Source organism: Paraburkholderia sp. UCT2, from assembly GCF_014397665.1.
Lineage (GTDB): Bacteria > Pseudomonadota > Gammaproteobacteria > Burkholderiales > Burkholderiaceae > Paraburkholderia > Paraburkholderia tuberum.
The window spans coordinates 1-18,768 of the sequence record NZ_VZQO01000019.1; the positions used below are offsets into that span (position 1 = coordinate 1).

The following is an 18,768-nucleotide window of genomic DNA, read 5'->3' on the forward strand; positions in this document are numbered from 1 at the left end:
CGGTGCGCATCACGTCCATCGGATGCGCGGCGGCCGGAATCCATTCGAGCGCGGCCTTCACGTTGGCGGGCAGGCCGCGCATCGACTTCAGCTTCGTCTTGTACGCGGTCAGTTCGGCCTGGGTCGGTAGCTTGCCGTGGACCAGCAGATAAGCGATCTCCTCGAATTCGCACGCCTCGGCGATGTCGAGAATGTCATAGCCGCGATAGTGCAGATCGTTGCCGGTCTTGCCGACCGTGCACAGCGCGGTATTACCCGCGGTCACGCCCGACAGCGCGACGGATTTCTTTGGTTTGAAGCCGCTTTGCGTTTCGTTGCCGCCTGTTGCGCCAGCGGCTTGCGTCGTCTCGCTCATGTTCCGCCTTCTCCTGTGTGCCGGCTCATCGCTGCCGTTTGAAAAACGCGTCGCTTATGCCACCGACTGTCCGTTGGCGCCCACTTGCGCAAAAAGCGGCGCCGCTTCTTGTGGAACAGCGCGGCCGGTGGTTTGCGCGCGGCGCAGCACCGACCAGTAATAGCGGTAGCTCGCACGGTCGTGCAGCGTATCGCCGTGACGCGTCGGGCCCCAATGCGCGGACTGCGCGGCCAGCAGGATTTCGGTGGCCGTCGCGATTTCTTCGTCGCGCGGCGCGAACGCGGCGACGATCGCCTCGATCTGCGCGGGGTGGATGCTCCACATGCGCGTGTAGCCGAACTCGTTGCGGGCGCGCTGTGCGTCGTTCGCGACCACGCTCATGTCGCGCACTTCGGTGCTGACGTTGTGCGACGGCACCTTGCCGAACGCATGGCAGGCCGCCGAAATCTCGAGCTTCGCGCGCCGCACGAGCGGATGATCGAATTGGCCCGGCGAGCGCATCGCGGTATCGGGGATCGCGCCGTCGTGCGCGGAGACGAAGTCCATCAGGCCGAAGCTCAGCGCCTCGACGCCCGGCAGCGCGGCGAGTTCGAACACACGCGTAAGCGCGCCGTGGGTTTCGACCAGCAACTGCACCGGCACCAGCTGCGCGAGGCGGAGCTCGCGCCGCGTCGCCTCGATGAACGCGATCATTTCGGCGGCATCGTGAACATTGCGAATTTTCGGCAGCGTGATGTAAGCGGGTGCTCGCTTTGCGGCGCGCAGAATGAGGCGTACGTCGTCGCGCCAGTGCGCGTGAGCGAAGTCGTGGATGCGCACGCCGACGCGGCCGAAGCGGTCATGCTCGCTGCCCAGTAGCGATGCGACCAGTTCCGCGTGCTCGGCCTCGCGGCCGACCTGCGCGCCGTCTTCGCAATCGAGCGTGATATCGAACACCGGGCCGAGTTGCTGCTGTAACGCGAGCGACTTCAGCATCAGCTTTTCGCTGCCCGCGTAGTGATCGCAGGCAGGCAGCACAGCGGGCGGCGCTTCGCCCTCAAACAGCACTTCGGCGGGTGTGAGAACGCGCATCTTCGGCGTGTAGGGCGTGGTGAAAATTAAGGATGTCGGATTCGGGCGTGCTCTGCGCGAGTGCCGTCGGGCAACGGCAAAGCACGTTCGAATCAGAGGCGAATGGCGATGATCGCACGGCCATTCACACGAAAAAAACCGGAACCCGCCGCGCTGACGCTTCGGAGTTCCGGTTCATCGGCATCAGATGCTTAGCCGAGCAGGTGCTGAACGCCGTCGCGCTCTTCCAGCAGTTCCTGCAGCGTGCCGTCCATCTTTTCGCGCGAGAACGCGTCGATTGCCAGACCTTCGACGCGCTTGTACTCGCCGTTTTCGCAGGTCACGGGCACGCCGTAGATGATGTCTTCAGGGATGCCGTACGAGCCGTCCGACGGGATGCCCATCGTGACCCACTTGCCGTTCGTGCCGAGCACCCAGTCACGCACGTGGTCGATCGCAGCGTTAGCCGCCGATGCCGCCGACGACAGGCCGCGCGCTTCGATGATCGCCGCGCCGCGCTTGCCGACGGTCGGGATGAACGTGTTGCGGTTCCATTCTTCGTCGTTGATCAGCTTGGTCAGGTCCTGACCTTCAGCCGTTGCAACGCGGAAGTCGGGGTACATCGTCGGCGAGTGGTTGCCCCACACTGCGAGCTTTTCGATCGACGCGACCGGCTTGCCCGACTTGGCGGCCAGTTGCGACAGCGCGCGGTTGTGGTCCAGACGGAGCATCGCGGTGAAGTTCTTCTTCGGCAGATCCGGCGCCGACTTCATGGCGATGTATGCGTTCGTGTTGGCCGGGTTGCCGACCACCAGAACCTTCACGTCGCGGCTGGCGACGTCGTTCAGCGCCTTGCCCTGAACCGTGAAGATTTCGGCGTTGGCCGACAGCAGATCCTTGCGCTCCATACCCTTCGAACGCGGACGCGCGCCGACCAGCAGTGCAATGTCGGCGTCCTTGAACGCGACCTTCGGGTCGTCCGTGATCACGACGCCCGACAGCAGCGGGAATGCGCAATCATCCAGTTCCATCACGACGCCTTTGACGGCGGCTTGCGCTTGCGGCAGATCGAGCAGTTGCAGGATCACCGGCTGGTCCTTGCCGAGCAGGTCGCCATTGGCGATGCGGAATAGCAGGGAGTAAGCGATTTGACCTGCGGCGCCGGTGACGGCAACGCGCTTTGCGGGCTTAGCCATTGAGAAATCTCCAGGACGATGCGTTAGACGCTAGGGAAAACGCCATTCTATATGCGCGTTCAGCGAAGCGTGATGAAACACGGCGGAATTCACTGTTCGCGTGCGGGCTCGGAATTGGCGAGACCGGGCGGCGCGTTACGGCAAGACCGCCGTGCCGGAAAGCTGTACTGCGCAGCGGGACGGGATGGCCCAGGGCTTACGCCGGGCCGGGGCCGCAACTGCACGGTGCGGGCTCCTGCAAACAGCGCGTTTCGGCAAGCGTCGGGCCAGCGGGTGCAACACGGAGACAGCGCGCGAATGCAACGGATGGCGGCGAATCGAAACCTGGACTGCGTAGGGGACGGCATGGTGCAGAGTGGCTGCCGGAGCGTCGCGGCGCTGCATCAAACAGCCGCCGCAAAATCCCGCAAACCCTTGCTCGACAAGGAGTGTAGGAGTCGAAACAGACAAAGTCAACAGTATCTTATGTCTTATATAAGACACATCTATCGCGGGGAAAACCCTAGACGTGTCCCAGCCCTTTATGATGAAATGCGCGCATGAATTCGAACCCGGCGAATCCTGTGAACCCGAATGGCCAAGGGGCCGCCGGCGAAGGCGTATCCGCTGTTTCCGCTGCCGCGTCGCCTACCTTCAGCCCCTTATATCAGCAGATCAAGGGCTTGATTACGCAGAGCCTCGAAAGCGGCGAATGGAAGCCGGGCGAGATCATTCCTAGTGAGGTCGAACTGGCCGCGCGTTTCAAGGTGAGTCAGGGTACGGTGCGCAAGGCGATCGACGAACTCGCCGCCGACAACCTGCTGGTGCGCCGCCAGGGCAAGGGCACATTCGTTGCAACGCACAACGAAGAGCGCGCGCAGTTCCGTTTCCTGAGATTGCTCGCCGACGACGGCGCCGAGCATCCGCACGTGAGCCGTCTGCTCGAATGCCGGCGGCTGCGCGCATCGGCGGAAATCGCGCGGCAGCTCGATCTGAAGCCGGCCGATCCGGTCGTGCTGATCAAGCGTTTGCTGCAGTTCGACGGCGAAGTCACCGTGCTCGACGAAATCTGGCTGCCCGGCGTCGTGTTCCGCGGGCTCACGCTCGAGCGGCTGTCGGAGTACAAGGGTCCCCTCTACGCGATGTTCGAGACGGAATTCGGTACCCGCATGATTCGCGCGACGGAAAAAATCCGCGCGGTCGCGGCGGAGCCTTCCGTGGCGGACCTGCTGCATGTGCCGGCGGGTTTTCCGTTGCTGTCGGTCGAGCGCGTGTCCTATACCTATGGGGACCGGCCGGTCGAAGTCCGGCGAGGTTGGTATGTCACAACCGGGTATTACTATCAGAACGATCTGAGCTGAATCGGGCTGAAACGAGGCGCGGCGTCCCACACGCGTGCCAATCGGAAGGTGCTTTTAATGCGCGCGCCGCAAAGGACCCAGCGTGGTTTTCGCTGCAGCGCGATATAAAAAGGCGCTAAAATTGCGGATTAGTGTGACTACATAGTAGGGGTCTAGCATGGCAGAAGCCGTAAAAAAACCGAGGCCGGAATTCCGGAACATCGGTATTGGGCAAATACTGACGGCATACCGTCTCCCGCTGGCGGGGCGCGTGTCGATTCTGCATCGCGTGAGCGGTGCCTTGTTGTTTCTCTTCCTTCCGTTCCTGCTGTTCCTCTTCGATCAGAGCCTGACTTCCGAACTGAGCTTCGAAGTATTCAAAGGCTTCCTCTCCAACATCATCGTCAAGCTGATCACGCTGGTTCTCGCGTGGGCCTTCCTGTTCCACTTCTGCGCCGGCATCCGTCACCTCGTGATGGATACGAATCATGATGCCGTGTCGAAAGAGAAGGGCAAATCGACCTCCATCGTGGTGATCGTCGTGTCGTCGCTGCTTACCATCGCATTCGCGGCAAAACTGTTCGGAGCATTCTAAAAAATGTCAGCCAATAACCGAATCGGTTCGAAGCGTCTCGTCGTCGGCGCGCATTACGGTCTGCGCGACTGGCTCGCGCAACGCGTTACCGCCTGCGTGATGGCGGTGTATACGGTGATTCTGCTCGCGTGGTTCTTCCTCGCGCGCGACTTTTCGTACGACGGCTGGGCGTCGATCTTCGCGACGCAGTGGATGAAGCTCGCCACGTTCGTCACGCTTCTCTCGCTGTTCTACCACGCGTGGGTTGGTATCCGTGACATCTGGATGGATTACGTGAAGCCCGTTGGCACGCGTCTCGTCCTCCAGGTGCTGACGATCCTCTGGCTGCTCGCATGCGCGGGCTACGCTGCGCAGATTCTCTGGAGAGTATAAAAGCATGGTTGCAATCAAGAATTCTCTGCCGCGTCGCAAGTTTGACGTGGTCATCGTCGGCGCGGGCGGCTCGGGGATGCGCGCGTCGCTGCAACTCGCGCGTGCCGGTCTGTCGGTCTGCGTGCTGTCCAAGGTGTTCCCGACGCGTTCGCACACGGTCGCGGCCCAAGGCGGCATCGGCGCTTCGCTCGGCAACATGAGCGAAGACAATTGGCACTACCACTTCTACGACACGATCAAGGGCTCCGACTGGCTCGGCGACCAGGACGCGATCGAGTTCATGTGCCGTGAAGCACCGAACGCCGTCTACGAACTGGAACACATGGGCATGCCGTTCGACCGTAACGCGGACGGCACGATCTATCAGCGCCCGTTCGGCGGCCACACCGCGAATTACGGCGAAAAGCCGGTGCAACGCGCCTGCGCGGCGGCTGACCGTACCGGTCACGCGCTGCTGCACACGCTGTACCAGCAGAACGTTGCTGCCAAGACGCAATTCTTCGTCGAATGGATGGCGCTGGACCTGATCCGCGACGCCGACGGCGACGTGCTCGGCGTGACCGCGCTGGAAATGGAAACCGGCGACGTCTACATCCTCGAAGGCAAGACCACGCTGTTCGCCACGGGCGGCGCGGGCCGGATCTTCGCGGCATCGACCAACGCGTTCATCAACACCGGTGATGGCCTCGGCATGGCCGCGCGTTCGGGCATCGCGCTGCAGGACATGGAATTCTGGCAATTCCACCCGACCGGCGTGGCCGGCGCGGGCGTGCTGATCACCGAAGGCGTGCGCGGCGAAGGCGGTATTCTGCGTAACTCGAACGGCGAGCGTTTCATGGAACGCTACGCGCCGACGCTGAAGGATCTGGCGCCGCGCGACTTCGTTTCGCGTTCGATGGACCAGGAAATCAAGGAAGGCCGCGGCGTGGGTCCGAACAAGGATCACGTGCTGCTCGACCTGTCGCACATCGGCGCCGAGACGATCATGAAGCGTCTGCCGTCGATCCGCGAAATCGCGCTGAAGTTCGCGAACGTCGACTGCATCAAGGAGCCGATCCCGGTCGTGCCGACCATCCACTACCAGATGGGCGGTATTCCGACGAACATCAACGGCCAGGTCGTCGGGACGCCGCGCGGCCCCGAAGAAGTCGTCAACGGTTTCTACGCAGTGGGCGAATGCTCGTGCGTGTCGGTGCACGGCGCGAACCGTCTCGGCACGAACTCGCTGCTCGACCTCGTGGTGTTCGGCCGCGCTGCCGGCAACCACATCGTCAAGCACGTGAAGGAACTGAAGGAACACAAGCCGCTGCCGGCCGATGCAGCCGACTTCGCGCTGTCGCGTCTGGCGAAGCTGGACAACTCGTCGTCGGGCGAGTACGCACAGTCGGTCGCGAACGACATCCGCGGCACGATGCAGAAGCACGCTGGTGTGTTCCGTACCTCGGCTCTGCTGTCCGAAGGCGTCGAGGCCATCCGTGAAGTGGCGGCACGCGTCGACAACATCCATCTGAAGGACAAGTCGAAGGTGTTCAACACGGCTCGCATCGAAGCGCTCGAAGTGGCGAACCTGATCGAAGTGGCGCGCGCCACGATGGTCTCCGCCGAAGCGCGCAAGGAAAGCCGTGGCGCGCACGCGCAGAACGACTTCGAACATCGCGACGACGAAAACTGGCTGCGCCATTCGTTGTGGTTCAGCGAAGGCGATCGCCTCGACTACAAGCCGGTTCACATGAAGCCGCTGACCGTCGAATCGGTTCCGCCGAAAGCGCGTACCTTCTAAGGCACAAGTCAAAGGAACTCAGAGAAATGGCCAAGCGTACATTTGAAATTTACCGCTACGATCCGGACAAGGACGCCGCTCCGCGCATGCAGACGTACGAGATCGAAATCGACTCGCACGAACGCATGCTGCTCGACGCGCTCATCAAGCTGAAGGCGCTCGACGAAACCCTGTCGTTCCGTCGCTCGTGCCGCGAAGGCGTGTGCGGTTCGGACGCAATGAACATCAACGGCAAGAACGGCCTCGCGTGCCTGACGAACCTGAACGACCTGCCGCAGAAGATCGTGCTGCGTCCGCTGCCGGGCCTGCCCGTCGTGCGCGACCTGATCTGCGACTTCACGCAGTTCTTCAACCAGTATCACTCGATCAAGCCGTACCTGATCAACGATACGCCGCCGCCGGAAAAGGAACGTCTGCAGTCGCCGGAAGAACGCGACGAGCTCGACGGCCTGTACGAATGTATTCTGTGCGCGAGCTGCTCGACGTCGTGCCCGAGCTTCTGGTGGAATCCGGACAAGTTCGTCGGCCCGGCTGGTCTGCTGCAAGCCTACCGCTTCATCGCGGATAGCCGCGACGAGGCAACCGGCGAGCGCCTCGACAACCTGGAAGATCCGTACCGTCTGTTCCGTTGCCACACGATCATGAACTGTGTCGACGTTTGCCCGAAGGGCCTTAACCCGACCAAGGCAATCGGCAAGATCAAGGAATTGATGGTTCGCCGCGCTGTCTAGTATCAATGAGCTCCGCGCTCCCTGGCGCGCACTGCCCCCGAGAGGGCGGTCAGTGCGCCCGGGCGCGGCGCGGGGTGTACCGACATGACCGAAACATCGCATCAGTCCGACCCTCTCCGCCGCGCGCGTCTTCGCTGGCGCGCACGGCGGGGCCTGCTGGAAAACGACCTGATTTTCGAGCGTTTTTTCAGCCGATATGAGCATGACCTCAGCGATGCCGACGTGGGCGCACTCACGCGCCTGCTCGAGCTGAGCGATAACGACCTGATGGACTTGCTGCTCGCGCGCAAGGAACCAGAAGGCGATCTGGCCGACCCGGACGTGGTCCGGGTTCTGGAGTTGCTGCGCAACGCTTGAGCGCCGCCAGTCCGTTGTTCCAGGCGTGCAATTATCGAAACCCTGTATCCATACTTCGATTGAGGATGTGCTATGACCCCGTCAGATGTTAAAGCCACGCTATCGTTCAGCGACAATTCGCCGAGCGTCGAAATGCCGATTTACAAGGGCACGATTGGCCCGGATGTGATCGACATTCGCAAACTGTACGGCCAGACCGGCAAATTCACGTACGACCCGGGCTTCATGTCGACGGCGGCGTGCAATTCGGCGATTACCTACATCGACGGCGACAAGGGCGAACTGCTCTACCGCGGCTACCCGATCGACAACCTCGCGCAAAACGCCGACTTCCTCGAAACCTGCTACCTGCTGCTGAACGGCGAGCTGCCGAACCAGAAGCAGAAGGTCGAATTCGTCGGCACCGTCACGAAGCACACGATGGTGCACGAGCAGATGCAGTTCTTCTTCCGCGGCTTCCGCCGCGACGCGCACCCGATGGCAATTCTGGTCGCCGCGGTCGGCGCGCTGTCCGCGTTCTATCACGACTCGCTCGACATCAATAACCCGCGTCACCGCGAAGTGTCGGCGATCCGTATGATCGCGAAGCTGCCCACGCTGGTCGCGATGGCGTACAAGTACAGCATTGGCCAGCCGTTCGTGTATCCGAAGAACGACCTGTCGTACAGCGCGAACTTCATGCGCATGATGTTCTCGAACCCGTGCGAAGAGTACGAGGTCAACGACGTGCTGGTGCGCGCGCTCGACCGTATCCTGATCCTGCACGCTGACCACGAGCAGAACGCGTCGACGTCGACCGTGCGTCTCGCCGGTTCGTCGGGCGCGAATCCGTTCGCGTGTATCGCGGCGGGTATCGCGTGTCTGTGGGGCCCGGCGCACGGCGGCGCGAACGAAGCCGCGCTGACCATGCTGGAAGAAATCGGCTCGGTCGACAACATTCCTGAGTTCATCAAGCAGGTGAAGGACAAGAACTCGGGCGTGAAGCTGATGGGCTTCGGCCACCGCGTGTACAAGAACTACGACCCGCGCGCGAAGCTGATGCGCGAGACCTGCTACGAAGTGCTCGAAGAGCTGGGCCTGCACGACGATCCGCTGTTCAAGCTCGCGATGGAACTCGAAAAGATCGCGCTCGAAGACGAATACTTCGTGTCGCGCAAGCTGTACCCGAACGTCGACTTCTACTCGGGTATCGTGCAGCGCGCGCTGGGCATTCCGACGTCGATGTTCACGTGTATCTTCGCGATGGCGCGTACGGTCGGCTGGATCGCGCAGTGGAACGAAATGATCGCCGATCCCGAGCAGAAGATTGGCCGTCCGCGTCAGCTGTTCATCGGCGAGACGCTGCGTGAAGCGAAGCCGATCGCACAGCGCTGATCGCTGATCGACCTCGATACGCGCGCTTCGCAGCGGCATTCGTGCCGTGCAAAAGCGCGAAATCCGAGTGAATAAAACGCCTCGACGGGTCTACCGTCGGGGCGTTTTCCGTTTCGGCGGCAGCTACGCGTCGCTGGGGCCAACGCTTGCCGGGTAACGACGATACAGGTATTGCCACTACCAGCCAACTCCATGTTTTTTATCGGTTTTTTCGTCGGCTGAGCAGCCCATCGCGGTGCGCAGCGTGGCATAATCAATCGACACAGTCAGCCCGCAGTCATTACTACCCCGCATACCATGGCACAGACCCTCTACGACAAATTGTGGAACACGCACGTGGTCCACACGGAAGACGACGGCACCACGATTCTCTACATCGACCGTCACCTGCTGCATGAAGTGACCAGCCCGCAGGCGTTCGAAGGCCTGAAGATGGCCGAGCGTCCGGTGTGGCGCATCAGCGCGAACTTGGCCGTGTCCGACCACAACGTGCCGACCACGGACCGCAGCCACGGCATCGCCGATCCGGTGTCGAAGCTGCAGGTCGACACGCTCGACGCCAACTGCGACGCCTTCGGCATCACACAGTTCAAGATGAACGACCTGCGTCAGGGCATCGTTCACATCATCGGGCCTGAACAGGGCGCCACGCTGCCGGGTATGACGATCGTCTGCGGCGACTCGCACACGTCCACGCACGGCGCGTTCGGCGCGCTTGCGCACGGCATCGGTACGTCGGAAGTCGAGCACGTGCTGGCCACGCAAACGCTGCTGCAGAAGAAGAGCAAGAACATGCTCGTGAAGGTCGAGGGTCAATTGCCGCGCGGCTGTACCGCGAAGGACATCGTGCTCGCGATCATCGGCAAGATCGGCACCGCGGGCGGCACCGGCTACGCGATCGAATTCGGCGGCTCGACGATCCGTTCGCTGACAATGGAAGGCCGCATGACGGTCTGCAACATGGCGATCGAAGCGGGCGCGCGCGCCGGCATGGTCGCCGTCGACGACACCACGGTCGAATACCTGAAAGGCCGTCCGTTCTCGCCGCAGGGCGTCGAGTGGGATCACGCGGTCGAGTACTGGAAGCAGTTCAAGTCGGACGACGGAGCGCATTTCGATCGCGTGGTCGAGTTGAACGCCGCCGAAATCGTGCCGCAGGTCACCTGGGGCACGTCGCCGGAAATGGTCACGCCGATCGACGGCCGCGTGCCGGATCCGGAGCGCGAAAAGGACCCGGTCAAGCGCGACGCGATGGAGCGCGCGCTCAAGTACATGGCGCTCGAGCCGAACGCGCCGATCGAGTCGATCAAGCCGGATAAAATCTTCATCGGGTCGTGCACCAACGCGCGCATCGAAGACATTCGCGCCGCGGCTTACGTCGTGAAGAAGCTCGGCCGTCGCGTCGCGCCGAACATCCGTCTGGCGATGGTCGTGCCGGGTTCGGGTCTCGTGAAGGCGCAGGCGGAGCGTGAAGGCCTCGACAAGGTCTTTACCGAGGCCGGTTTCGAATGGCGCGAGCCGGGCTGCTCGATGTGTCTGGCAATGAACGCCGACCGGCTCGAGCCGGGCGAGCGTTGCGCGTCCACGTCGAACCGCAATTTCGAAGGTCGTCAGGGCGCTGGTGGCCGCACGCACCTGGTGAGCCCCGCAATGGCCGCGGCTGCGGCCATTGCGGGGCATTTCGTCGACATTCGCAAGCTCGGATAAATCGCATGATGAAGAACATGAATCGCATCACTCTATTGCGCCGCTTCACACTCGGCACGTTCGCCGGGCTCCTGCTCGGTCTTACCGGCTGCAACACGGTGCACGGATTCGGCCAGGACATGTCGCACCTCGGCAATTCGATCAGCAATCACGCTGAGAAATAAGCGGTTTTTGATTTTTGCCGGCGATACGGCGCGGGGGTTCCAGCCGCCAGTCGCATCGCCCGGTCCTGAACAGGCGCAAGCGTCATGGATAAATTCATCGTACACACCGGCGTCGTGGCGCCGCTCGATCGCGAGAACGTCGACACGGACGCGATCATTCCGAAGCAGTTCCTGAAGTCGATCAAGCGCACGGGTTTCGGTCCGAATGCGTTCGACGAATGGCGCTACCTCGACCACGGCGAACCGGGTCAAGACAACTCGAAGCGTCCGCTGAACCCGGATTTCGTGCTGAACCAGCCGCGCTACCAGGGCGCCTCGGTGCTGCTCGCGCGCAAGAATTTTGGCTGCGGCAGCTCGCGCGAACACGCGCCCTGGGCGTTGCAGCAATACGGCTTTCGCGTGCTGATCGCGCCGAGCTTCGCGGACATCTTCTACAACAACTGCTTCAAGAACGGCGTGCTGCCGATCGTGCTGACCGAACAGCAGGTCGATCATCTGTTCAACGAGACGTATGCGTTCAACGGCTTCGAGCTGACGATCGACCTCGAAGCGCAAGTCGTGCGCACGGCCGACGGCGGCACCGAATATCCGTTCGAAGTCGCGGCGTTCCGCAAGTATTGTCTGCTGAACGGTTTCGACGACATCGGCCTCACGCTGCGTCACGCGGACAAGATCCGCCAATTCGAAGCGGAGCGTCTCGCGAAGCAACCGTGGCTGAACAATCGCCTCGTCCGCTAAGCGAAACCGTGAGGGCGTCAGGGGCGTGAAGTCCGCGCGCCAACGTCGGTTTGCGCCAGGAAATCCGAACAAAATCATCAAGGAATTCGCATGAAGATCGCAGTGTTGCCGGGCGACGGCATCGGTCCCGAAATCGTCAAGGAGGCCGTCAAGGTCCTGAACGTGCTCGGCGAGAAGTTCGAACTCGAAGAAGCGCCGGTCGGCGGCGCGGGCTACGAAGCGAAGGGCCACCCGCTGCCGGACTCGACGCTCGCGCTCGCGAAGGAAGCCGACGCGATCCTGTTCGGCGCGGTCGGCGACTGGAAGTACGACAAGCTCGAACGCGCGCTGCGCCCTGAGCAGGCGATTCTCGGTCTGCGCAAGCACCTGGAACTTTTCGCGAACTTCCGTCCGGCGATCTGCTACCCGCAACTGACGGGCGCATCGTCGCTGAAGGAAGAGATCGTTTCGGGTCTCGACATCCTGATCGTGCGCGAACTGAACGGCGACATCTACTTCGGCGCGCCGCGCGGCGTGCGTACGTCGCCGGACGGCTTGTTCGCCGGCGCGAAGGAAGGCTTCGACACGATGCGCTATTCGGAACCCGAAGTGCGCCGCATCGCGCACGTCGCATTCCAGGCGGCGCAAAAGCGCAGCAAGAAGCTCACCTCGGTCGATAAAGCCAACGTGCTCGAAACGTCGCAGTTCTGGAAGGACGTGATGATCGACGTGTCGAAGGAATACGCGGACGTCGAACTGTCGCACATGTACGTCGACAACGCCGCGATGCAGCTCGTGAAGGCACCGAAGTCGTTCGACGTGATCGTGACCGGCAACATGTTCGGCGACATCCTGTCCGACGAGGCGGCCATGCTGACCGGCTCGATCGGCATGCTGCCGTCGGCATCGCTCGACAAGAACAACAAGGGCTTGTACGAGCCGTCGCACGGCTCCGCGCCGGATATCGCCGGTAAGGGTGTTGCCAATCCGCTCGCCACGATCCTGTCGGCCGCGATGATGCTGCGCTATTCGCTGAACAAGGCGGAGCAGGCCGATCGCATCGAAACCGCGGTGAAGAAGGTGCTCGAACAGGGCTATCGCACCGGCGACATTCTCACGCTGGGTTGCAAGCAGGTCGGGACCGCCGCGATGGGCGATGCCGTCGTGGCCGCGCTGTAAAACGCGTGCACCGCATGCGCTCGCAGAGCGAGGGCATGCGGTGGTCAGGTCAACAATACTGGCCTTTTAAGAACGCGAATCGGGCCTTTAAATAGGCCGATTTGCGCGTCATACGGCGAAGAACGCCGCCAGTTTTCCGTTTTCGTGTATATTGTTGCGATGGCTCAGATCTCCCAAATCTCCTCGATTTCCAAAATGCACGGCACAACGGCCCGTGCGATCGAGTTCGCCATTACCATCAAAACCATTACCCCGAAAACGATCACGAAGCGCTGATCGTCCGTCGTGCCCGCCCATCTTCCCCGCGCGGTCACTGCGCGGCAAAGACGCGGGGAAGTTTCCATTCGAAGGGTATGAAGTCATGAACGTAGGTCTCGTAGGTTGGCGCGGCATGGTCGGCAGCGTCCTGATGCAACGTATGCAGCAGGAAGGCGATTTCGACTTGATCGAACCGGTGTTTTTCAGCACCAGCAACGCGGGCGGCAAGGCGCCTTCGTTCGCCAAAAACGAGACCAAGCTCAAAGATGCGACAAGCATCGACGACCTGAAGAAGTGCGACGCGATCATTTCCTGCCAGGGCGGTGACTACACGAACGAAGTGTTCCCGAAGCTGCGCGCGGCGGGCTGGAACGGCTACTGGATCGACGCGGCATCGTCGCTGCGCATGAAGGACGACGCGGTCATCATTCTCGATCCGGTCAACCTCGACGTGATCAAGAACGCGCTCGTCAAAGGCCAGAAGAATTTCATCGGCGGTAACTGCACGGTCAGCCTGATGCTGATGGCATTGGGCGGCCTGTTCCGCGAAAACCTCGTCGACTGGATGACGGCCATGACTTATCAGGCCGCATCCGGCGCGGGCGCGCAGAACATGCGCGAATTGCTGTCGCAAATGGGCACGCTGCACGGCGCGGTGAAGAACGAACTGGCAGACCCGGCTTCGGCGATTCTCGACATCGACCGCCGCGTGCTCGAAGCGATGAACAGCGACAGCATGCCGACCGACCACTTCGGCGTACCGCTCGCGGGCTCGCTGATTCCGTGGATCGACAAGGATCTCGGCAACGGCATGTCGAAGGAAGAGTGGAAGGGCGGCGCGGAAACCAACAAGATCCTCGGCAAGCCGGCCATGGGCACGCCGGGTTCGATTCCCGTCGATGGTCTGTGCGTGCGGATCGGCGCAATGCGCTGCCATTCGCAAGCGCTCACGATCAAGCTGAACAAGGACGTGCCGCTCGACGAAGTGAACAGCATCCTCGCGTCGGGCAACGACTGGGTCAAGGTTGTGCCGAACGAACGCGAAGCGTCGATGCGCGATCTGTCCCCGGCGGTTGTCACCGGTACGCTGACGGTGCCGATCGGCCGCGTGCGCAAGCTCGCGATGGGCGGCGAGTATCTGTCGGCCTTCACGGTCGGCGATCAGCTGCTGTGGGGCGCGGCTGAACCGCTGCGTCGTATGCTTCGCATTGTGCTCGACAAGTAAAGTAAACTACGCGCTCACGACGCGTAGACAACTCAAGAAGCGTCGCGCTTGCGCGGCGCTTTTTTCATTGTGTGCTCCGATCATCTTGTCTCTTTCCACTCGCAAAAAAGGCTGCGCGCTGACGCGCCCAGGAGTCCCGATGAACTTTCGACGCTCCGCTCTTCGGGCTATGTCCATTCGTCACGAGAAGGTGCGATTCAGCAGCCGTCCGGCGGCGATGGCCGCTTGTGCCACTTTCGCCCTTGCGCTGCTCGGCGGTGGCGCGGGCAATGCGCTTGCCGCGCCGGCTAGTGCCACGAGCGCGCCGGATGCCGCTTCCGCTGTCAGTTCCACTACCGCTGTCGTTGCTGTCGCTGCGGGCTCTCAGTACACCGTACACGCAGGGCAGTCGCTGAACGATGTCGCGATCGCTATTACGCAGTCGCATGACCGGGCGGTACTCGCGCGCGCTACGCACGCATTGTTCGACACGAATCCGGCCGCGTTCATGAATCACGATCCGAGCCGGATGCGTGTAGGAGCGGTGTTGATCGTGCCGGCGCTCGATGCGTCGGGGGCCTTGGCGGTTTCGTCGACTGGGGCCGCGGCAGGGGCGTCGGAGTCCACGGCGGCTGCGCCCGCTTCCGCGCCGACTGCCGCGCCGGCCGCGGCGGCTGCCGCCAGCACGGCGAGTGCAGTCGCGCAGGTCAACGCCGCCGCCGCGAGTGCGGCCAGCGCGGCGGCTCAAGCGACGACGCCAGCCGCATCCACGGTTTCCGGCGCGGCCAGCGCGGCGGTATCGACCGGCGCGGCGGCGGGCGGTGCGGTTTCGTCCGCGCCAGTGGCCGGTTCGGCGCCGGTGGCGACGAGTGGCACGCGGGAATGGGCCGGATCGATTCAACCGGCGGCGAGCGCGCCCGCCGGACAAGCGCCGTCGGCAGCGGCCGCGGCCGCGCAGGCGGCTTCGCAGCCGCATCCGCAGGTGTCGAGTCTGCAGCAATTGCTGGCGCTGAAAAACCGCGTGCTGATGGAGTTGCAGAAGCACGGTATCGGCGGGGCGCCCGTCGCTTCAGGCCCAACGCCGACGAGCGCTGCGCAGCCGGCACCGGCAGGTTCCGCGGCGACCGTGGCCGTGGCGCCGGAGCATGCGAATGTGACGACGTCGCCGTCGAATGAGGGCGGCATCTCTCAGCGCGATTTGAGCATCGCGGCGGCCGTGGGCGCGGCACTGATCGTTCTGCTCGCTGCTCTGCGCATGGGTCGCCGCAAGCGCGATAAAGAGGCCGCGGCACGTGTCGCCCAGGCAACTGATGCAGAAATGGCGAGATCCGCGCGTGAGGCCGATTCGCGCAATGGCAGCGCGGCGGCGGGGCAGGCGGCGGTCACGGAAGGATCGGACGCGCAAGATCAAGAGGTTGCACGGCAGGCCGCAGCAGCAGAGCATGCGGCTGCGGAACGTGCGGCAGTCGAACAGGCAGCGGCCGAAAGCGCGGCTGCGGAGCGGGTAGCAGCGGAGCGCGCGGTGGCCGAGGAGTCGGCGGCCAAGCGCGCCGCAGCGGAACGTGCGGCTGCGGAACGTGCAGCAGCCGAGCAAGCCGCAGCAGAAAGCGCGGCAGCCGAACGTGCAGCAGTCGAGCAAGCCGCAGCGGAAAGTGCAGCAGCCGAACAGACGGCAGCGGAGCGAGCCGCAGCAGAGCGAGCAGCGGCCGGAGAACACGCCGCGGCGGAACGCGCAGCAGCGGAACAAGCAGCAGCGGAACAAGCAGCAGCCGAACAAGCAGCAGCCGAACAAGCAGCAGCACGCGTCGCCGCCGAACATGCGGAAGCGGAACGCATAGCAGCAGAACGCAGCGCATCCGAGCGCGCCGCAGAAGAACAGGCGGCACAGCAAGCAGGCACGCCCGAACCTACTGCACCAATGGCGCCACTCGCCAGCATCCCGCTACCCAGCCAAAGCGAACTGTCCAGCGAACCACCGGCGGTCGCACCCGCCCATGACGAGACGCTGCGCTCCGCCGCGACGGCCGCCAATCTCGCCGCCGCGGCAGAACTCGGCGCCGACGCGCTGCCGCTGGGACCGCTCGAACCGGTTGGCGCCGCGGCGCAGGACGAGAACGCGCATCGCCTGCAATGGGACGAGGGACCCTCAGAAAGTCCGACCGCAGAGGAAACGACAGGCACGACGACAACCCCGAGCCCAAGCGCCGCGGAACCGCCCTCGACAGCGTCGCACACCGCAACGGCCGAACCGCAGTCCCCCTTGAACGTTCCACCCCCAGTGATCGATTTCACGCAACATCAGATCGAACCGCGCGCCACTACGTCGTTCGGTCAGCCGTTCGGCGACATCCCCGTGCCGACGGAACCCGCGCCGTCCGCACCGACCGAGTTCCCGCGCGACGCCGTCGACGCGTTCGGCAGCCTCAACATGCCGCTGCCGCCGCGCATCGAAGTGCCCACCGTCGGCGAAGCGGAGCCTTCCACGTCGCTTTCGACGCAACCGGTCGCATCGCCCGACACGACCGCGCAGCAGGCCTTCGGCGTCCATGGCGCGGACGACGACGCCCCGCACATCGCCGACCAGATCGCCGCCGGCACAGCCGGCCACGGCGCCGTCGCGGGCCTCGGCGCGGCCGGCTTCGGCGCGCTGAGGCTCGACTTCGACCTCGAGTTGCCGCCGAGCCCGGCTCAGCCATTGCCGGCCTTCACCCCGGCCGATCTCGGCCGCATCGCGCGCAACAAGCTGGAGTTGGCCTCCGAGTACATCGAGCTCGGCGATCTGGCGGGCGCCCGCGCGCTCATCAACGAAGTGATCGAAGCAAACGATCCGGCCACGCGCACCAAAGCCCGCGCGTTGCTTTCGACTCTCGCACCGCTGTCGTGAAGCGCATCGCATTAGGCGTGCAATACGACGGCGCCGCGTTCACTGGATGGCAGTCGCAGCCGCATGGCAACACGGTACAGGACGAGCTCGAGCGGGCGCTGCGCGAATTCATGCGCACGCCCGTGCAGACGGTGGTCGCCGGCCGCACCGACCGCGGTGTGCATGGCTTGGGTCAGGTCGTGCATTTCGACACCGACCTCGATCGCCTCGACATCTCCTGGGTGCGCGGCCCGAACGCGTTTCTGCCGAAGACGATCGGCGTGCAATGGGCCAAGCCGATGCCCGACGATTTTCACGCGCGGTTTTCGGCATTCGAGCGGACCTATTACTACGTGCTGTACGTAAGTCCGGTTCGCTCGCCGATGCTCACGACGCGCGCCGGCTGGGTGCACACGCCACTCGACGTCGACGCGATGCGCTCGGGCGCCGAGCACCTGATCGGCGAGCATGACTTTTCGGCGTTTCGTTCGTCGCAATGCCAGTCGAAGACGCCGTTCAAGCACCTGTACCAGATCGACGTCAAACGACAGGGTAACTTCGTGCATTTCCGCTTCCGCGCGAACGCGTTCCTGCATCACATGGTGCGCAACGTGATGGGCTGTCTGATCGAAATCGGCAGCGGCCGCCGCCCGGCCGCGTGGATGGCCGACGTGCTCGCGAGCCGTAGCCGCGATTGCGCGGCGCCGACCTTCATGCCCGACGGCTTGTACCTCGCGCAAGTGGGCTATCCTGAGCAATTCGGCGTGCCCGACCCGGCGACGGGCAGCGTGCCGTGGAGCAGCGTATGGACCGAACAACCGGAAACATGAAAGCAGCAGAGAACCCCGCCATTCAGACCGACGCCACCGCCTTGCAAGGCGTGCCACATCGCACGCGCATCAAGCTGTGCGGACTATCGAAACCCGTCGACATTGCACACGCGATCGACCTCGGCGCCGACGCGATCGGCCTCGTGTTCTATCCGCCGAGCCCGCGCTCGGTGAGCGTCGCGCAAGCGGTCGAACTCGTGCACGAGGTGCCGCCTTTCGTGTCGGTCGTCGGTCTGTTCGTCAACGCTGCGCCGGAATGGGTTCACGAAGTCGCGAGCAACGTGAACCTGACGCTGTTGCAGTTCCACGGCGACGAGACGCCTGAGCGGTGCGAGGCGCTCGCCGGCGTTGCGGGTTTGCCTTGGTTGCGCGCGTTGCGTGTTGCGGCGGATACTCGAGCGGCCGATTTGGTAGAATCGGCATTCAACTATTCAGCAGCCAGTGGTCTTCTGTTCGACACCCATGTCGAAGGCTACGGCGGCGGTGGGAAGGTTTTCGATTGGTCACTTATTCCAGCAGAACTCGCGCATCGGGCCGTTTTGAGTGGTGGGTTGAACGCGCAAAACGTCAGTGATGCGATCCATCGCGTGCGCCCGTACGCGGTCGATGTCTCGAGCGGCATCGAAGTAGCGGGCGCCCGGGGCGTGAAGGATCACGCCCGGATGGCGGCGTTCGTACGCGCGGTGCGCGCTGCGGACGCTGAATGATTCAGGCTCG

19 protein-coding genes are annotated in these 18,768 nt (G+C 63.3%); 15 read left to right on the forward strand and 4 right to left on the reverse strand.

Annotation, left to right across the window (positions count from 1 at the left end):
* The 3 genes from F6X39_RS17405 to F6X39_RS17415 form a co-directional block, all read right to left on the reverse strand.
* A partial coding sequence (locus tag F6X39_RS17405; protein ID WP_316251698.1) for a citrate/2-methylcitrate synthase occupies window positions 1–355 on the reverse strand: 355 nt, incomplete at its 3' end.
* A gap of 54 nt (window positions 356–409) precedes the next feature.
* Window positions 410–1,426 carry an HpcH/HpaI aldolase/citrate lyase family protein gene (locus F6X39_RS17410; RefSeq protein ID WP_187617521.1) on the reverse strand — a complete coding sequence of 339 codons (1,017 nt, stop codon included), beginning with the start codon at window positions 1,424–1,426 and terminating at the stop codon, window positions 410–412.
* Window positions 1,427–1,617: 191 nt separating this feature from the next.
* Window positions 1,618–2,601, reverse strand: a complete 984-nt coding sequence (locus F6X39_RS17415; protein WP_090808272.1) for a malate dehydrogenase — start codon at window positions 2,599–2,601, stop codon at window positions 1,618–1,620.
* Between the two features lie 539 nt (window positions 2,602–3,140).
* Between F6X39_RS17415 and F6X39_RS17420 the strand changes: the two genes are divergently transcribed.
* The 11 genes from F6X39_RS17420 to leuB all read left to right on the forward strand — a co-directional run bounded on the left by F6X39_RS17420 (window position 3,141) and on the right by leuB (window position 12,896).
* Window positions 3,141–3,941: a GntR family transcriptional regulator gene (locus F6X39_RS17420; RefSeq protein WP_184038002.1), complete on the forward strand. Its 801-nt coding sequence runs from the start codon at window positions 3,141–3,143 to the stop codon at window positions 3,939–3,941.
* A gap of 157 nt (window positions 3,942–4,098) precedes the next feature.
* Window positions 4,099–4,515, forward strand: a complete 417-nt coding sequence (gene sdhC, locus F6X39_RS17425) for a succinate dehydrogenase, cytochrome b556 subunit (RefSeq protein WP_090808277.1) — start codon at window positions 4,099–4,101, stop codon at window positions 4,513–4,515.
* 3 nt (window positions 4,516–4,518) lie between these two features.
* Complete coding sequence (sdhD, locus tag F6X39_RS17430) at window positions 4,519–4,887, forward strand: succinate dehydrogenase, hydrophobic membrane anchor protein (protein WP_184038008.1); 369 nt, start codon at window positions 4,519–4,521, stop codon at window positions 4,885–4,887.
* A gap of 4 nt (window positions 4,888–4,891) precedes the next feature.
* Window positions 4,892–6,667: a succinate dehydrogenase flavoprotein subunit gene (sdhA, locus tag F6X39_RS17435; protein WP_187617522.1), complete on the forward strand. Its 1,776-nt coding sequence runs from the start codon at window positions 4,892–4,894 to the stop codon at window positions 6,665–6,667.
* A gap of 26 nt (window positions 6,668–6,693) precedes the next feature.
* A complete protein-coding gene (locus tag F6X39_RS17440) occupies window positions 6,694–7,398 on the forward strand; it encodes a succinate dehydrogenase iron-sulfur subunit (protein ID WP_090808286.1) in 705 nt (234 codons plus the stop codon).
* A gap of 84 nt (window positions 7,399–7,482) precedes the next feature.
* Window positions 7,483–7,755 (forward strand): succinate dehydrogenase assembly factor 2, encoded by a 273-nt coding sequence (locus tag F6X39_RS17445; protein ID WP_018424116.1) that lies wholly within the window; start codon window positions 7,483–7,485, stop codon window positions 7,753–7,755.
* Between the two features lie 72 nt (window positions 7,756–7,827).
* A complete protein-coding gene (gene gltA / locus F6X39_RS17450; protein WP_184057557.1) occupies window positions 7,828–9,129 on the forward strand; it encodes a citrate synthase in 1,302 nt (433 codons plus the stop codon).
* A 297-nt stretch (window positions 9,130–9,426) separates the two neighbouring features.
* Entirely contained in the window at window positions 9,427–10,836 is a 1,410-nt protein-coding gene (gene leuC / locus F6X39_RS17455; RefSeq protein ID WP_187617523.1) for a 3-isopropylmalate dehydratase large subunit, read from the forward strand.
* Between the two features lie 5 nt (window positions 10,837–10,841).
* Window positions 10,842–11,000, forward strand: coding sequence for an entericidin A/B family lipoprotein (locus F6X39_RS17460; protein WP_187617524.1), 159 nt, complete (start codon window positions 10,842–10,844; stop codon window positions 10,998–11,000).
* 84 nt (window positions 11,001–11,084) lie between these two features.
* Window positions 11,085–11,738: a 3-isopropylmalate dehydratase small subunit gene (gene leuD / locus F6X39_RS17465; RefSeq protein ID WP_187617525.1), complete on the forward strand. Its 654-nt coding sequence runs from the start codon at window positions 11,085–11,087 to the stop codon at window positions 11,736–11,738.
* Between the two features lie 90 nt (window positions 11,739–11,828).
* On the forward strand, window positions 11,829–12,896 hold the full coding sequence (gene leuB, locus F6X39_RS17470; RefSeq protein ID WP_187617526.1) for a 3-isopropylmalate dehydrogenase: 1,068 nt from the start codon (window positions 11,829–11,831) through the stop codon (window positions 12,894–12,896).
* Between the two features lie 108 nt (window positions 12,897–13,004).
* Here leuB and F6X39_RS17475 read toward each other — a convergent pair whose 3' ends face one another.
* Complete coding sequence (locus tag F6X39_RS17475) at window positions 13,005–13,259, reverse strand: hypothetical protein (RefSeq protein ID WP_187617527.1); 255 nt, start codon at window positions 13,257–13,259, stop codon at window positions 13,005–13,007.
* Here F6X39_RS17475 and asd point away from each other — a divergent pair.
* The 4 genes from asd to F6X39_RS17495 all read left to right on the forward strand — a co-directional run bounded on the left by asd (window position 13,258) and on the right by F6X39_RS17495 (window position 18,758).
* Complete coding sequence (asd, locus tag F6X39_RS17480) at window positions 13,258–14,379, forward strand: aspartate-semialdehyde dehydrogenase (RefSeq protein ID WP_187617528.1); 1,122 nt, start codon at window positions 13,258–13,260, stop codon at window positions 14,377–14,379. The two genes, F6X39_RS17475 and asd, sit on opposite strands and share 2 nt — an antisense overlap.
* Window positions 14,380–14,518: 139 nt before the next feature.
* Window positions 14,519–17,242: a FimV/HubP family polar landmark protein gene (locus F6X39_RS17485; protein WP_187617529.1), complete on the forward strand. Its 2,724-nt coding sequence runs from the start codon at window positions 14,519–14,521 to the stop codon at window positions 17,240–17,242.
* Complete coding sequence (gene truA, locus F6X39_RS17490) at window positions 17,239–18,051, forward strand: tRNA pseudouridine(38-40) synthase TruA (RefSeq protein ID WP_187617530.1); 813 nt, start codon at window positions 17,239–17,241, stop codon at window positions 18,049–18,051. Before F6X39_RS17485 ends, truA begins: the two co-directional genes overlap by 4 nt.
* Entirely contained in the window at window positions 18,048–18,758 is a 711-nt protein-coding gene (locus F6X39_RS17495) for a phosphoribosylanthranilate isomerase (RefSeq protein ID WP_187617531.1), read from the forward strand. Before truA ends, F6X39_RS17495 begins: the two co-directional genes overlap by 4 nt.
* Window positions 18,759–18,768 lie beyond the last annotated feature (10 nt).

Excerpts from the sequence above, each read along its gene's own strand:
- F6X39_RS17410 (WP_187617521.1), bottom strand. The coding sequence starts at position 1,426 with ATGCGCGTTCTCACACCCGCCGAAGTGCTGTTTGAGGGCGAAGCGCCG.
- F6X39_RS17415 (WP_090808272.1), bottom strand. The coding sequence starts at position 2,601 with ATGGCTAAGCCCGCAAAGCGCGTTGCCGTCACCGGCGCCGCAGGTCAA.
- F6X39_RS17420 (WP_184038002.1), top strand. The coding sequence starts at position 3,141 with ATGAATTCGAACCCGGCGAATCCTGTGAACCCGAATGGCCAAGGGGCC.
- sdhC (WP_090808277.1), top strand. The coding sequence starts at position 4,099 with ATGGCAGAAGCCGTAAAAAAACCGAGGCCGGAATTCCGGAACATCGGT.
- sdhD (WP_184038008.1), top strand. The coding sequence starts at position 4,519 with ATGTCAGCCAATAACCGAATCGGTTCGAAGCGTCTCGTCGTCGGCGCG.
- sdhA (WP_187617522.1), top strand. The coding sequence starts at position 4,892 with ATGGTTGCAATCAAGAATTCTCTGCCGCGTCGCAAGTTTGACGTGGTC.
- F6X39_RS17440 (WP_090808286.1), top strand. The coding sequence starts at position 6,694 with ATGGCCAAGCGTACATTTGAAATTTACCGCTACGATCCGGACAAGGAC.
- F6X39_RS17445 (WP_018424116.1), top strand. The coding sequence starts at position 7,483 with ATGACCGAAACATCGCATCAGTCCGACCCTCTCCGCCGCGCGCGTCTT.
- gltA (WP_184057557.1), top strand. The coding sequence starts at position 7,828 with ATGACCCCGTCAGATGTTAAAGCCACGCTATCGTTCAGCGACAATTCG.
- leuC (WP_187617523.1), top strand. The coding sequence starts at position 9,427 with ATGGCACAGACCCTCTACGACAAATTGTGGAACACGCACGTGGTCCAC.
- F6X39_RS17460 (WP_187617524.1), top strand. The coding sequence starts at position 10,842 with ATGATGAAGAACATGAATCGCATCACTCTATTGCGCCGCTTCACACTC.
- leuD (WP_187617525.1), top strand. The coding sequence starts at position 11,085 with ATGGATAAATTCATCGTACACACCGGCGTCGTGGCGCCGCTCGATCGC.
- leuB (WP_187617526.1), top strand. The coding sequence starts at position 11,829 with ATGAAGATCGCAGTGTTGCCGGGCGACGGCATCGGTCCCGAAATCGTC.
- asd (WP_187617528.1), top strand. The coding sequence starts at position 13,258 with ATGAACGTAGGTCTCGTAGGTTGGCGCGGCATGGTCGGCAGCGTCCTG.
- F6X39_RS17475 (WP_187617527.1), bottom strand. The coding sequence starts at position 13,259 with ATGACTTCATACCCTTCGAATGGAAACTTCCCCGCGTCTTTGCCGCGC.
- F6X39_RS17485 (WP_187617529.1), top strand. The coding sequence starts at position 14,519 with ATGAACTTTCGACGCTCCGCTCTTCGGGCTATGTCCATTCGTCACGAG.
- F6X39_RS17495 (WP_187617531.1), top strand. The coding sequence starts at position 18,048 with ATGAAAGCAGCAGAGAACCCCGCCATTCAGACCGACGCCACCGCCTTG.